Source organism: Flavobacterium sp. AC267 (assembly GCF_979258715.1).
In genome coordinates, this window is the sequence record NZ_OZ409875.1 from 4,021,967 (window position 1) to 4,036,093 (window position 14,127).

Annotated in this window: 17 protein-coding genes and 1 pseudogene; all 18 read right to left on the reverse strand. The window is 39.0% G+C overall.

The window, feature by feature from the left end; translation table 11 throughout:
• Positions 1-7: 7 nt before the first annotated feature.
• Complete coding sequence (locus ACZZ95_RS21255; RefSeq protein ID WP_463470556.1) at positions 8-325, reverse strand: MazG-like protein; 318 nt, start codon at positions 323-325, stop codon at positions 8-10.
• Between the two features lie 10 nt (positions 326-335).
• The gene (locus ACZZ95_RS21260; protein ID WP_463470557.1) at positions 336-674 is read right to left on the reverse strand and encodes a nuclear transport factor 2 family protein; all 339 of its coding nucleotides are present in this window, start codon (positions 672-674) and stop codon (positions 336-338) included.
• A 5-nt stretch (positions 675-679) separates the two neighbouring features.
• A pseudogene (locus ACZZ95_RS21265) lies at positions 680-1,227 on the reverse strand (DNA-3-methyladenine glycosylase I).
• Positions 1,228-1,339: 112 nt separating this feature from the next.
• Positions 1,340-2,338, reverse strand: a complete 999-nt coding sequence (locus tag ACZZ95_RS21270) for a saccharopine dehydrogenase family protein (RefSeq protein ID WP_463470558.1) — start codon at positions 2,336-2,338, stop codon at positions 1,340-1,342.
• Between the two features lie 175 nt (positions 2,339-2,513).
• Positions 2,514-3,044 (reverse strand): oxidoreductase, encoded by a 531-nt coding sequence (locus ACZZ95_RS21275; RefSeq protein ID WP_463470559.1) that lies wholly within the window; start codon positions 3,042-3,044, stop codon positions 2,514-2,516.
• A 34-nt stretch (positions 3,045-3,078) separates the two neighbouring features.
• The gene (locus ACZZ95_RS21280; RefSeq protein WP_463470560.1) at positions 3,079-3,369 is read right to left on the reverse strand and encodes an SDR family NAD(P)-dependent oxidoreductase; all 291 of its coding nucleotides are present in this window, start codon (positions 3,367-3,369) and stop codon (positions 3,079-3,081) included.
• Positions 3,341-4,126, reverse strand: a complete 786-nt coding sequence (locus tag ACZZ95_RS21285) for an SDR family oxidoreductase (RefSeq protein ID WP_463470561.1) — start codon at positions 4,124-4,126, stop codon at positions 3,341-3,343. Before ACZZ95_RS21285 ends, ACZZ95_RS21280 begins: the two co-directional genes overlap by 29 nt.
• 53 nt (positions 4,127-4,179) lie before the next feature.
• On the reverse strand, positions 4,180-4,731 hold the full coding sequence (locus ACZZ95_RS21290; protein ID WP_463470562.1) for a hypothetical protein: 552 nt from the start codon (positions 4,729-4,731) through the stop codon (positions 4,180-4,182).
• Positions 4,732-4,839: 108 nt separating this feature from the next.
• Positions 4,840-5,418 (reverse strand): TetR/AcrR family transcriptional regulator, encoded by a 579-nt coding sequence (locus tag ACZZ95_RS21295; RefSeq protein ID WP_463470563.1) that lies wholly within the window; start codon positions 5,416-5,418, stop codon positions 4,840-4,842.
• A 55-nt stretch (positions 5,419-5,473) separates the two neighbouring features.
• Positions 5,474-6,292, reverse strand: coding sequence for a helix-turn-helix domain-containing protein (locus ACZZ95_RS21300; protein ID WP_463470564.1), 819 nt, complete (start codon positions 6,290-6,292; stop codon positions 5,474-5,476).
• Positions 6,293-6,457: 165 nt separating this feature from the next.
• Positions 6,458-7,276: an SDR family oxidoreductase gene (locus ACZZ95_RS21305; RefSeq protein WP_463470565.1), complete on the reverse strand. Its 819-nt coding sequence runs from the start codon at positions 7,274-7,276 to the stop codon at positions 6,458-6,460.
• A 751-nt stretch (positions 7,277-8,027) separates the two neighbouring features.
• The gene (locus ACZZ95_RS21310) at positions 8,028-8,366 is read right to left on the reverse strand and encodes a helix-turn-helix domain-containing protein (protein WP_463470566.1); all 339 of its coding nucleotides are present in this window, start codon (positions 8,364-8,366) and stop codon (positions 8,028-8,030) included.
• A gap of 460 nt (positions 8,367-8,826) precedes the next feature.
• The gene (locus ACZZ95_RS21315) at positions 8,827-9,822 is read right to left on the reverse strand and encodes a hypothetical protein (protein ID WP_463470567.1); all 996 of its coding nucleotides are present in this window, start codon (positions 9,820-9,822) and stop codon (positions 8,827-8,829) included.
• A gap of 7 nt (positions 9,823-9,829) precedes the next feature.
• Positions 9,830-10,438 (reverse strand): conjugative transposon protein TraN, encoded by a 609-nt coding sequence (gene traN / locus ACZZ95_RS21320; protein WP_463470568.1) that lies wholly within the window; start codon positions 10,436-10,438, stop codon positions 9,830-9,832.
• Positions 10,374-10,751: a DUF4138 domain-containing protein gene (locus ACZZ95_RS21325; protein ID WP_463470569.1), complete on the reverse strand. Its 378-nt coding sequence runs from the start codon at positions 10,749-10,751 to the stop codon at positions 10,374-10,376. Before ACZZ95_RS21325 ends, traN begins: the two co-directional genes overlap by 65 nt.
• On the reverse strand, positions 10,732-11,997 hold the full coding sequence (gene traM / locus ACZZ95_RS21330; RefSeq protein ID WP_463470570.1) for a conjugative transposon protein TraM: 1,266 nt from the start codon (positions 11,995-11,997) through the stop codon (positions 10,732-10,734). Before traM ends, ACZZ95_RS21325 begins: the two co-directional genes overlap by 20 nt.
• 286 nt (positions 11,998-12,283) lie before the next feature.
• Positions 12,284-12,892 carry a conjugative transposon protein TraK gene (gene traK, locus ACZZ95_RS21335; RefSeq protein ID WP_463470571.1) on the reverse strand — a complete coding sequence of 203 codons (609 nt, stop codon included), beginning with the start codon at positions 12,890-12,892 and terminating at the stop codon, positions 12,284-12,286.
• Positions 12,893-12,928: 36 nt separating this feature from the next.
• Positions 12,929-14,080 (reverse strand): conjugative transposon protein TraJ, encoded by a 1,152-nt coding sequence (traJ, locus tag ACZZ95_RS21340; protein ID WP_463471734.1) that lies wholly within the window; start codon positions 14,078-14,080, stop codon positions 12,929-12,931.
• Positions 14,081-14,127 lie beyond the last annotated feature (47 nt).

The window sequence follows — 14,127 nt, forward strand, 5'->3', positions numbered from 1 at the left end:
GGTCATTTCAAAAGAGTTTTTCTGTTTTATTTAAAAAACTGCCGACTGCTTCTCTGATGTCTATTTCAGATCTTTCAGCCAGAACAATCAGCCACCAGATATTCTCACCCAATTTATGCTTTAGTTCAGCCTGAGAATCTGCCTTTGGCCAGCGCTTTTGCTCAGACATAATATTTCTACCTACCAGACCGGCATCAGTCAGATAGGCTAAAGCATCTTCTTCAAGACTCCATTTGCTCCCATGATGCTGTAATTCCAGCTCGTGGTATTTTTTTCTTAGTTCCAAGGAACGGCTAATTATTTCGTCAAAATTATTATGGCTCATTTTTCTTTTTTTAGTGAATTAAATCTGCTTTTAAATATGAAATCTTATTGTTTTTAAAAGTAATTTCAAAAGTCCCGCCAATTTCTCCCTCCGGAAAATCGCCTGTAAATTTTACTTTCAAATACACTAGATGTTCGTCTAAGATATCAAATTCAACAATTTCTGTCTGTGTTTTATAACCAATAAAATAGTCGCTAAAATAGTCTTCTATTTCTTCAGGTCCTAAAAACTTCTTACCCACGGACGGATCGTCTAAAACAGCATCTGTCAAATAAAAGCTTAGGTATTTTGTGGTATCAAAAGTATTACCGGCTTCAATCCAGTCATTGATAAAAGTCTTTGTATCCATTAGTATTATATTTGTAGCCACATTGGACTGGTTTCTAAAATCTGCTGGTGTATTTTACAACTCTCTGAATGAGCTCCTCTAAGATAACCAATACTCATCAGAAACTCATTTACAATTTCGCCTCCGGTAAACTTAAAGGTCTTTTTGAATAGTTTTACCCACTCTTCTCTGGTCTTGGGATGATGATGCTCCAGCCATTTTTCAAAACTGCCAAACTCATCCTGCACTGCAGTACCATTTTGGCATTTTCAATCGCGGCATTAACCTTGAGTTTATTGCGGATAATTCCGGCATCGTTAAGTAATCGTTCACGATCTGTTTGGGTATAATGTGCAATTTTTTGAATATTGAAATTGTCATAGGCACTGCGAAAACCTGCCTCTTTTTTCAAAATAGTTTCCCAGCTCAATCCTGCCTGATTAATTTCTAAAATTAATCTTCCAAACAATTCATTATCATCGTGAATAGGAAAACCATAGTGGAAATCGTGATAATTTTGATGAAGAGATCGGCTGGGCTCTTTCATCATTGGGATATAATTACAGTAACTCATATTTTATATTTCAAATTAATACTGTTGCAAAAGTGCTCAAAAATGCTTTAATCTAATTCGCCAAAATGCCTCTGCTTGTAGCCATTTTGACAATATTAGATTGGTATTCTTTTTAGATATCATATAAATAAAGATCCGGAATATCCTTTAAAATCTCTTCCCCATACGCAGATCCCGGCGATTGATAACCGATTTTAAAATCACTATTCAAAATCCGGTTTGCAACTGCCACAACAGAAAGCGGTGTTAATGCATAACCTGATGGAGCATCTATATAAGCCTTAACAACTTTTCCATCTTTCCCGGTCATTTCAGCTGCAAGCCCGTTTCTTCCTGAAGCGCGTTCTTCTTCCGATGGGCCATCTGGCAAATTTCCTACTGCTAAATCAGGCAAATCCACAGCCGGAAGTTTTAATGAAAAGTACTCTTCTATATTAGGAATTCCTGTTGATTTATAGCTCAGGAGAATTCCTCCCAAAGGGGTTGGAATACATTCAACTGCCTCCTCACCAAAAGAAAAAACTTTGGACTGTGGATTTGCATTTTTTACTACTTCTCCATTCTTTCTTATCAAAATACCTAAGTCAGCAATATTTTTACTGCTTAATACCGAACCTTTTGAAAATCCTCCATAATGCCTGAAACCTACTTTTAATTCCTGTGGTTCTGCAACTAGTTTCGATAGATGAACTGCTAAGGCATCATAACTTACAAAAAGACCGGCGCCTGACATCAATTGTATTCCCGCTTCTTTGGCTTGATCGTCTAATGATTCTGCTAATTGATACGTTTGTAATTCAGCACTAATATCAAGATAATGAACACCTGCTCTTAGGCAGGCATTCATAGCCTGCTTTGCAGTGAATTCAAATGGACCCGCCGCATTAATCAAAACATGTTTATCTGCAAGGGCATTTTTCCAGCCGTCTTCATCCTCTACATTAAAAACATGAAACGGAACATTTAACTCCTTAGCCAAAACTTTTATTTTATATTCTTCACGGGTCGCAATCTCAAAATCAAGATTTAGTTCTTTTGCACGCGCCGCTATTATTTTTCCTGTATAACCTGCGGCTCCATAAATAAGGAGTTTCTTTTTTATAGTATTCATTTTTAATTTTTTACAATTATATTGTTTCCTTTAACAGGATATTCCAACTGCAGTAAAGACATAAAACACTAGAATAATCCTTCTATTGCTACCACACCTTTAGGTCACAACCCGAAATCAGTAAACAAATGAGGTATATTATTCTAAGCTGTTTATATTATTTTTACGGGCCATTTTACAACGATGGATTTGTTCCTCCATCAATAATGTAGTTCACGCCAGTTATGTATGATGCTCTCGGGGAAACCAGAAAGCCGACCAACTCTGCTATTTCTTCAGGATTAGCCATTCTACCCATCGGAATCCCGCCCAAACTGTTGATCAGATTCTGCGTAACCTCTTCCACACTGAAACCTGATGTATCAGACAATGAGTGTAAGTAAGAATCCATTGTCTCAGTTTTTACCATCCCTGGAGAAACCGCCACAATACGTATGCCTTGAGGTGAAAACTCTTTTGAGAGACTCTTACTATAATTGTTCAATGCGGCTTTAGCGACGGCATAAGCACCCAGCGATTCATAAACAGGGAGTACACCAGTCAATGATGAAATATGGATAATGACACCGCTTTTTTTCTCAACCATTTGGGGTAGGATTGCTCTGTCCATCCGAACGGATGATTGTAGATTTAATTGCAGATCATTTTCCCAATCCTGATCACTTAAAGCTCCAAATCCTCCCGAAGGACTGGTAGATCCCCCCATATTGTTGACCAGAATATCAACTGCTCCAAATTGTTTAGTAATTTCTGCTTGCTATCTTAACGGTGTCACTTGCAATAGTTAAATCAGTCGCAATGAAATGATGTTTTAATTTCTCTTCTCCGGGATGACTTCTAGCCGTTACGATAACTTTTGCTCCAGCTTCTAATAACCTGTCGGCGATTGCTTTTCCAATACCTTTCGTTCCACCAGTTACTAAGGCAACTTTACCTGCTAGCTCTTGTGCTAATTTTTCCATTATTGATGCTATTATATTGTTTTCAGATTCATTTTTTTTTTTAGATGGTAGTCGGTATTGTACCACCATCTATTACGTAATTAGTTCCAGTTATGTAAGATGCTTTGGATGAAACCAGAAAACCTATCAGATTCGCTATTTCTTGTGGCTGTGCGAGCCTATTCATTGGTACACCTCCCAGACTGTCCATAACCAGTTGAGCCGTTTCTTCCATATTTTTCCCTATAGAAGCACCATAGCTGTTCAAAAAGGTTTCCATAGCTGTGGTTTTAACCATACCGGGTGAAACGGTTATCACCCTTACCCCTTTTGAAGCCACTTCATCTGCCAATGCCTTGCTGTAATTGTTAAGCGCGACCTTGGTAACTCCATAAGAAAAATTGGAAGCATAAAGTGGTAATTTTCCGTTAAGTGAAGAAATATGAATAACTACACCTGTGCTTCGCTCAATCATTGATGGAACCAGTGCTTTATCGAGTTTGATAGTCGCTAATAGATTCAATTGTAAATCTTTTTCCCAGTCCTCATCCGAAAGCACACTGAAACCGCCCGCAGGTGCAGATGTTCCCCCTACATTATTTATTAAGATATCGAGAGTTCCGTATTGTTCTATAATTTTATTCGCTAACTGTTTAATATCTTCAGACTGACTTAAATCTGCGGCAATAAATTCGTGCTCCAAATTACTGTCATGTAAGCTTCTGGCTGAAACTATTACCGTTGCGCCCAGATGGGCCAATTCATCCGCGATGGCCTTTCCTATTCCTTTGGTTCCACCAGTTATCAAAGCTATTTTGCCTTGTAATTCCTTTTCAGTTTTTTTCATAATATATATAATGATTAGTTTGAAACAATTGTTTCAAATGTTTGTAAAATTTTTTATTTTTTTTTAACCTGATCCCTAAGTATCGTTTTTAAGTTATCCTGGTTTTGTCCCCTTTCAAAGTGTACCAGATGAATTTCATGGTGCATCCCTATTTTAACGAACTGATTATCATCTGCAAATTTTTGTAAAATCGGTAACGTTTCAAGTTCTCCAGCAAAAGGGCCCTCATGCAAAACTTGCACACAATCACCAGCTGTGTAATAATAAAGCTCAAACATTTCAGCAAAAGCACTATTTTGAACTGATTTAGAAACTAACTTAATATCATCATCAGAAATTGTTTCTGGTATCTTTATAGCGATCCTATAATTAAGCGACTCTAAATCCACTGTTGTATAGAAACTCCCTATATCAACAGGACCAGTTGATGACTCATCGAACCAATAAAATATCTCAATAATATCATTCTCGAAAGCTTTCGAACTATTCAAAAGACTGCTCCTCAATTCTATACAAAAATCTGATAGCGCTTTTTTCTTTTGATAAAAAATTGATGAACCAGGATAACCATGACCAATTATTGATATATAAGTCTGCTCCTGCAAATTTTACTATTTCAGGAAATTCATTTGCTGAAAAGTAATTGCTGTACTCGTTTTTATTTGTAATCATGTTTTATTTGAAACGTTTGTTTTAAATTAGGTTAAAAAAAATTATGCTGTAATCTGGCTTAATAGAAACAGCGCCATTTTTTCTATTCTTTTCTTGTCATTATAAATAATAAAAGATTCGTGCCAGCCAGTAAAATTATTAATAATATAATCGGTCAGCATTTTTGCATCATCAGTAATTTTTATTTCCTTTTTATCAATTGCCTTTTCAACTAAACTTAAAATTAAATTATACGTAAAGTTACTGTCAGCCTTGATTATTTTTTGAACTTCCGTATCATCAATAGCCAGCTCAAAAGTTGTTTTAATGGCAAGGCAACTATTGCTTTCATGCGTAATACTGTATACAGAAGCATCAATAAACTTTTCTATTGCTTTGATTGGGCTTGAAATATTTTGAAGCATTTTGGTTGCGGCGATCATTCTGGTTTCAGTATAGTTTTTAATACACTTCACAAATAATTGATGTTTATCGCCAATTGTATTGTAAAGGTCATCGCTGTTGATTCCCATTGCTTCGGTAAGGTCGCGCATAGACGCACCGCTGTAGCCTTTCTTCCAAAAGACATCCATAGCTTTTGAAATTGCTAATTGTTCATCAAATTTTACATTTTTCGGCATATCGGGAGCAAAGATAAAAAAATTTTGAAACAATCGTTTCAAATTAAATATTATTTTAATTTTTAAAAATTAATGCTTTAAATTTAAGGGGTGTAAGATTGGTTTTATTCTTAAATAACTTGGTAAAGGATTGTGGATGTTCAAAACCTAAGTAATACGCTATCTCCGCTATATTTAATACATCTTTTGCCAAATATTCTTTTGCTTTTTCGATTACTTTCTCGTGAATAAACTGCTGTGTACTCAGACCAACCAAATGACGAAGTAAATCACTTAAATATCGTGGTGTCAGATTTAAGGCTTCAGTCTGCGCACTAACTGAAGGCAGGCCGTCAGTTAACGCCTTTTCATCATTAAAGTAGCTGTCAAGATAGGTTTCTAATTGGCTTAATACATCATTATTGATTACTTTTCGGGTAATAAACTGACGATCATAAAAGCGATTTGCGTAATTAAGCAGTAATTCAATCTGTGATATAATTACATCCTGGCTGAATTTATCTATTCGTTCCCTCAATTCTTCCTCAATAAATTTATAAACACTCAGAATTGTTGCTTTTTCCCTTTCAGAAAGGTAAAGTGCCTCAGCGACTGAATAACTGAAAAATCCGAATTGTTTAATATTGGAATTTAGGGAATAGGGTCTAAGAAAATCAGGATGTATGTGCAATGACATTCCGCTGTAGTCAGCCTCTTCATCCTGCATTTTTAGTAATTGTCCGGGCGCAACAAAAGACATACCGCCTTCTTCGAAATCATAAAATCCCTGCCCATACTTCAGCCGTCCTGTAAAACTGGTTTTAAAGGAAATTTTGTAAAAATTGAGTATTATCCCCTGTTCATAATCCTTAGGATCAAACAGTCGCTTCTCCATAATTCAAAATACTGATCAGTGGATGATTGGGAGCACTTTGTCCCATTGCTTTGTGAAGTCTGCGAAAGAGAATTGAATATTATGGGATTGCTTTTCATTGACAACAAATTTAAAAAATTATATTTATGAAGTCCCTGATTGGTCCATTTCTGAAACTGACAAGGACTACAATAAGACTAAAATAAAAATTGAGACTTTATTTTTTGCACTTGCTCGCTCAGCCCCCAGCTCTAATCGTTCAGAATATAATGCCACAGCATCTCTTCCTGCTATATATCTGAATTGATTCTTATTATCTGTAGCGACATCAAAAATAACCTGTGCAACTTCTTCAGGCCTTGTATAATTGGCAATCTGTTCTTCACTGTATCCTTCACTTACTTTAGCGGCAAGTAAGTTATAGGCATCATGCATGCCGCCTTGCAGTGAGCGTCCAGCGAAATCGGTCTGCATACCACCTGGAGCTACGATCTTCACCTTTATTCCAAACTGAGCTAATTCATATAAAAGGCCTTCTGAGAATCCATCGACTCCAAATTTTGTCGCACTGTACACTGAGCATGTTGGAAAACTCATCAGCCCAAAAGTAGAGGTTATATTTATGAAAGTACCGCTTCTTTTTTCTCTAAAATTAGATAAAAAAGCCCTTGTCACATTGATAACGCCAAATAGATTAGTCTGAATCTGCGTATTAATCTGTTCTTCACTAAAAGCCTCTAATGGCCCAACTAATCCGAAACCTGCATTATTTAGTACGACATCCACAGATTGTGTGGCCAATAATTTCGAAATCGTAGTTTTAACTTGCTTTAAATCCGTTACATCTAAAGGCAGTAAGGTAATATTTTCCAATTGATTTAATTCTGATTCTTTTTCGGGGTTTCGCATAGTAGCGATAACATTCCATCCCTTACTCTGAAATAATTTAGTCGCTGCTTTTCCCAGCCCGCTTGAAGCGCCTGTAATAAAAATTGTCTTTTGCATATTTTCTTTATTTAATTGTACAATGCAAAATTCAGATTATTCTGTTGTCGAAAAGTAGCCAAAATGGAATAAAAAATAGCCAAAATGGATAAGTTGCCACATAATCGGATTTTAAATACTATAGTGATTACCACTTAAGTTATCATTACTTTAAATAGCAGTGTCGTTAATGCAACTCCTAAAATAAGTCCCAGTGATGCCCTTATCCTATGAACTAACCCAATATGGACATACTTTGGAGCCGATTATTAAGGAACTTGCAGATTGAGGGAGAAAACATAGGCATAAAATTATAAATCGATAGTCCAAATTACAAAGTATAGCATTGCTAAAAGTGGTGATAGTGATAATCGTTCTGATACTTTTTTGATATAAAAAAACTTTCAAGTTTCTTACTATCTCAATGTCGAAGTTCTGAGTTTTGCGGCACAGTCGTGGCACAAACTAATTTATAAAAACTAAACTCCTTGACAATTTAATACATAAAAGGTACGAGAATACCAAATCATTATGCTGTTCCTTAAATTTATCAGAGGAATCATCTGCATCAGGGGTGTCAAATTGGACCATAATTGAGCTATTTTAAATTACAGAATAGTGAAATTTGAAAATAATAAAAAAAGAGCCAGTTGCTAAAAAAACAATTGGCTCTTTTCATAAAAGAAGATCATTAAAGATTACTAAAGTACGTATTATTAAAGAACTATACCGTATTAATTTTGTTTTTAATTCCATTTTACGTACACTAAACCTAAAATTGTGATTTAAATCTCTTATCCGCCTCCTGCCGCATCTCATTTATGGTCTTGATCCGCCCTGCCTTAATCCAGTCCAGCAATTCAGATCGGAGAAAATACAGCTTCTTGCCCTGCTTGCTGACCGGAATCTCATTTCTGCATACCTTGGAGTAAATGGTCGCTACGGAAAGCTTCAATAGTTTGGAAGCCTCGATAATACTCATAAGCCCTGCATCTGCAGGCTCAGCGCTTTGTTTTTGCTGTATCTCTTTAAGCATTCGCTCCACATTCTCCATCCGCATGGAAAGTGTCCCCAGGATATTGGGAAGATCTTCAAAGGTAAAGGGTTTCATAACAGTTCAATATTACGCAGTTCAAAATCAAAAAAATAAATCCGGTCGCCTCTTGTCTTTTTAAAAGAAGGCTCATAACGCAGGTAGCCGTATTCATGCAGTTCATGCATGCATTTATGGTAGGTGTATTTGGAGGATATCTTGGCAATAGGTGCGAGTTCCTGCCGGAATACTTCAATAGGATTGATAAAACCCTTAAGGGATCGATACCGAAGCAGTGCCGCATAAATGGCAATATGGGTGCTTGCTGATCCGAAAATCCTTTTCAATCACCGAAAAGAAATCCGATAAGGGTTTTATGCTTTCCATAAGTGTTACATGGATTGGGATTTCACCTTTCTTTTTTTACTTTCCTTCTGCCCAGCGGCTTCAGGCTCACCGTCCAGATCTTTCGCCTGCTTTTTGTATGCAGACTGCTCCTGCCCCTGCTGCTCGCTTCTCCTCTTTGCTTTCACGATGGTTAATGCGGTCGCAGGTTTGTATCATACACATTAAGGGTTTTAAAACGCGGATTGGCTTCCACATAGTGTTTACTTTCCACACCAGACACCACAAAGGTCACGGACTGCAGGTTTCCTTTTTTCAACGAATTTAAAAGATCTTCCTTGAATTTCGGGGTCTCCAGCTCTTTGATTGAATGTTTAGAAAGTGCGGCTTCTAAATCAAATCCATAATTCTGGTGGTAATGGTTCATCTTGAAGTTTCCATTAGGCTCAGCATCCTTAAAATCCAATTGAACATAGGAATTATACACCTCTCCCTCCTTATTTTTGAGATCTTTGTTCACCGCTCTTCCATCCAAAAGGTTAAAGGCTTCTTTCATGGTAAAGGTATTGTCCCTGCTGACATAAAAAATCTGCTCGGGTGCATGTCTTGCCCCTTCTTTCTGCAGTACGGCCTTATAGGAATTAAAGAAATACAAATCACTCTGGTCTGACTTTTTAAAAGACAGCTCAGAAGACAGTGTCCCGCTGTCAAACTTCGCTTCATGCGGGATGGTAAATTCCTTTTCCCCCTTTTCCATTTTCTCTTTCAATACCCCCTGCAGTGTTTCTCCAAAGCCGGTGTATTTAATCTGATCGGCTAAAAATTCTAAATTTTTCTGATTCATAACGTTTGTATTTAAGTTGTTTTCTACTATTTCTTTGCTGTCCCGCAGAAGCCTTGCATAGGACGTAAGATCCAACACCAATACCTCATTGGAGGTGGTAATACCGCTTTCCATAACTATCTTTAAATCACTTCTCATAGAAGCAATGGGCATCCATTGATACTGCTCCACAGCATTCGACTTCTCCAAACAGCATTCTCTTGCTTTTAATGGGGTTTCAAAAAACTCAAGAGTCCCAAAATCCGATATCTGATGCGGCGGAAAAACGGTATACTGATACCCTATGGTCTGCTTGTCTGCGGCAATAGCCGCCAGTATTTCTAAGTCACTACTATTTACAATCATGATAGAACTAAAAAGACTCTGGGCTGAATTCCCCTATAGGAATAACTTTATCGGTCAGACTATTACTAACATTGAGCTCCAAATGACGACCGCCGTTCTTTTCAATAAGTCGCAGTGTCAAATACTTATTCTCCGGAATGGTAAATTTCTCCAGTGCATAAACTTTAATGACTTTAGACTCATAAGGAATCACCAAATCAGATGAACTGCCGTACAGCGGCTCCAGTTCAATTTCCTGCGAGGCGGTGCGTTTTGATTTTCTCTGGTCCCTGATAAAAAAACGAAACTGATCAATATCGTAGTTAATTTTGGATTTATTCTCCAATACAACCCGCAGATATAGTACATCCCCATTAATAAAAATACCGTTGACCTCCAGGCTGATCTGATACTTTGCCTTTTTTAAACCGCTGGTCTTTTTCTTTTTCAATACCGCAAGGGAAGCCAGCTGTTCTATCTGCTTTTGATTCTCGTTCTCCAAGGAAAACAATACCTCTTTACTCGTCGCCAGTGCATTTACTGCCTTTATATTTAAATCGGGGCAGTCTTCATTATAGTTCAGCAAAAAGACATATAATTTGGCGTCTGCGGTTACAACCGTGAGATTGGTCTGCAAAAAATACTGCTTCAGCGGCTTTAACCAGCAGTATGTTCTCCACTCCGCCCGCTTTCTGCACCAGCACATCGGCACTTCCCTTATCGATACTTTTAATTGGATAAGGAAAAACGATGCTGGTCGTCTTAGAATATCCAATCTGGAGGTTTTGGTATTGGTGTTCATTAAAAACACCCTCCCTGGCGCCTGCCTGCGGGCTAGCTGACACAAAAACCAGCAGTACAACCCACACAAACAAATGATTCATTCTTTTCAATAATTCCATAACAGCTCTTTTTAAGATTTTTAAAAATTTAATTCTTTTGTTTTTCATCGTATAAAAGCACCTGGTAACCTGCTTTAACCACCACTTTAATGAGTTTTACCTTTTTACTCATCAGACTCTTGGCCGCTTCGATTCCCATTCCCGTCGCCTGCGCTCCCCAGGAATCTGAAATCCCGGAAAGCCCCATCGACTGTATCGAGCGGTCAGCAGACGCTTTGGCCACATCCCTGCCCAAAGCTCCTGGAATGTAAATCCCATTAATGCCGTCCCTATCATAAAGGGCAAGGGCAACAGGAAAAATGGAATTCCTGAATTGGATGTTAGCAATTTTAACCTCAAGTCTTTCCCCTTTTAATGAGGCAGTCCCAAAAAGAAAAGTGTTTTTCGGGATTACAGTTCCCTGCAGTACAATATCATGGGTCAGTCTTAATTTCACCACCGATCCGTTAACAAGGGTCTGGGTCTGATGAACGACCGCCTCAAGAGCATTCTGCATTTCTTCAGAAGATGGCGCTTCATCCAGCGCATAAAAGGCATTTGACTTTAAAGAATGGACAGTGTTAGCATGCTCCTGAAGTGAGCTGACCGTATGCTCCTGTTTGTTTTTCTGGACCGAGTATATCTTTCCTTTCCTATTCTCTGAAGATTGCTTGAGCCTTTGCTCTACCCGGGAAGGATGCTGAATGTCCAGTATATTCTCCAGCATGCCTCCAAGCTGCCGCAGTTCGGGATCAGGTTCCTGCACCGAACCCAGAGAAGACATCATCTTTTCCAAGTTCTTGATCTCTGCACTCTCAGAGCTGTAATGTTCAAACTCCCGCATATCCTGCCCATAACTATTTCCTGAAGCAGGCGCACTTATTGCCTTTTGAAGCGCGTGCAGTTTAGCATACACCTTCTGTTCCTTTCTGTCCTGAAGAGCTATTGGATTAAGACCTGAAGTCCCAGTACCAAAACGACGCGCCTGCAAATCAACAGACGTAAAGTCCAAAGAATCAACAAGCCCCGCCCGTAAATAATTGGGATCTTTTTTAATCTGTTCCTGGCGCTTAATGGAATCCACTGTCGCCTGATCGTAATAACTCATTTTATCCAGCGCAAGCATCTTCCTGAAACTTGGGAATGGGAAGCTTAAAATTGAAGCCGCCTTGCACTGCTTTTCATCAAACTGCGCCTCTGCCCTGCCTCCTCCGAGTATATAAAATAAAAAAGTAATAAAAGGCAGTGTAATCACGGGAAGCACCAAAAGCAGTTTACGCTTTCTGGCTTCCTGTATAGAAATTGTTTTTTCCATGATAGTATTATTTTGAATTAATCGATTTAATTGTTGAAATAACCGTTTTATGACCGCCTGAAGAACCAGCTTCACAGAACGATATGTAAACAGTACAGAGAAAGAAACTCCCAGACAGCACTACAAACAAAACCAGCGACCAAAGCAGTGTCCTTCTGGATAACCCGTCTGTCCTCCTGCTCAATTGTCCTGCTCCTCTTTTTTGGGCAATGACGATACCAGGAAAAATTAACCACAGCCTTTCGCTCTTCCTGCTTGTTAAACATTGAGTTCATATCTTATCATTTTATTTTCTATTCTCCACCCCTAAATCCTTGTTCTCCAAAGTCGTCCAGCGCTCAATTAAAAACCCGTGCGGGTTATTATCGCTTCTTGATACATTACGCAGACTTCCCTGCGTGATCAGGCTTCTTTTTAAAATGCTGGTGGTTCGAATAATATGCTGGCGGGCATAACAGCTGAAACGGTACGGATATTCCCCGATATCAACCGCCACACTGTCAATTTGAACCGTCTGGCTGATATTCCCTGAAATGATTCCCGAATAAAAACCGTTTTCTTTCAGATCATCATACACCCGCTTAGCGCTGTCATCTGCCAGATAAAGGGCTTTGGTTACATTGGTTTTAATGACCTTGTCATCAGGATCAAGACTGAAAAAAAGTTTGTGAAAGGTTTTCACATGATCGCGCGCTTCCACCGCTACATTATCTTTCCGCTCTGAACCATACGCTTCAAGCGCTTTGCCATTGGCCAGTATATACACCTTATCCTGCATCAGGGTTACCGATTCAAAACTTTTATAAAGCGTAAAACAGCAGATCACAACGCATCCCACAATCATCAGCAGGGTAAAGCCCCTGATATATCTAAAAGCAGTATCTATATTTTTCATTTTGGTAAACATGAGCCGTGTTTTTTAAAATTGAATTTATTTGGAGTTGCCCCTGAGCTTATCGCTTTTATAATCTCCCTGCTCCTTAAAATAAGGACTGCTTCCAGCTGTTGAGGCCATGCTTTGCGTCATCCTCGCATCAGCATCTCCCATCATATCTTTAACCATTCCGGCACCCTGCGCGGTTTTAGAAACCATCGATGCGGCCGAACCGGCAAACAAAGTGGTTACTTTCTGACCCAGTGCACTGCCTCCTCCAGCATGCACTATGTAATTGGCTACCGAAGGCACTGTGAAGTATCCTATAATGCCGATTATCATAAAAATCAAAAATGCAGTATCGGTCCTGCTGAAAAAAGTATCACCCGTGCTCTGCACCTGTGATAAATCCAGTTTGAGCATGAGCTCCTGAATCTTTCCAATAATGCTTCCAAAGATATTGGCCACGGGAAGCCAGAGGTAAATATTGATATACCGGGCAAGCCATACGGTAAGGGTGTGCTGAAAGCCGTCAAATACCGCCAGTCCAAATACCAGCGGTCCCAAAATAGAAAGCACCACAAGCTGGAATGTCCGAAGCGTATCAATACACAAGGTCGCCGCTTCGAACAAAACCCGAAGCACCTCACTTAGCCATTCCTTAACGGAATTTCTAAAATTATAAGAAGCTTTTTCCATCGCAAACTTCACATCATTCCCTATTCCTGCCAGCATACTTTCGTCCGATGGATCCTCATCATGGGTATATTTGTACCACCTGTCGCGATCTCCTGTTCCGGTGACCCCTACATACATTTTCCACGGATCGGTCTGCTTGACGGCCTTTTCCTTTTCTTTCAAAAGCACCGCCACTGCATTATTGGATCCCGCCACCATAGCACCAGTTGCCGTTACAGTGGGTTTCATCACCCCGTTAATCAAAGCCAGCACAGAAGGAAAAATCAGGATACAGAACCCGATTACAAAAGGACGGAACAAGGGATAAAAATCTATCGGCTCTGCATTGGCAATATGACGCCAGACCCGAGAAGCGATATACCATATCGTTCCAAATCCCGCTATACCCTGCCCCACTGCAATAAGGTTACTGCATAAAGGCATCATCTCGTCATACAGCTGGTCTAAAACCGAGTGCAGGCTCTGTATCTCCTCCCCAAGTCCCTGCCCCCGCATCAGACAAGGCACCATCAATAAGACAAGCAGGAACAAAAATCTCTTTAAAAACGTATAACGAT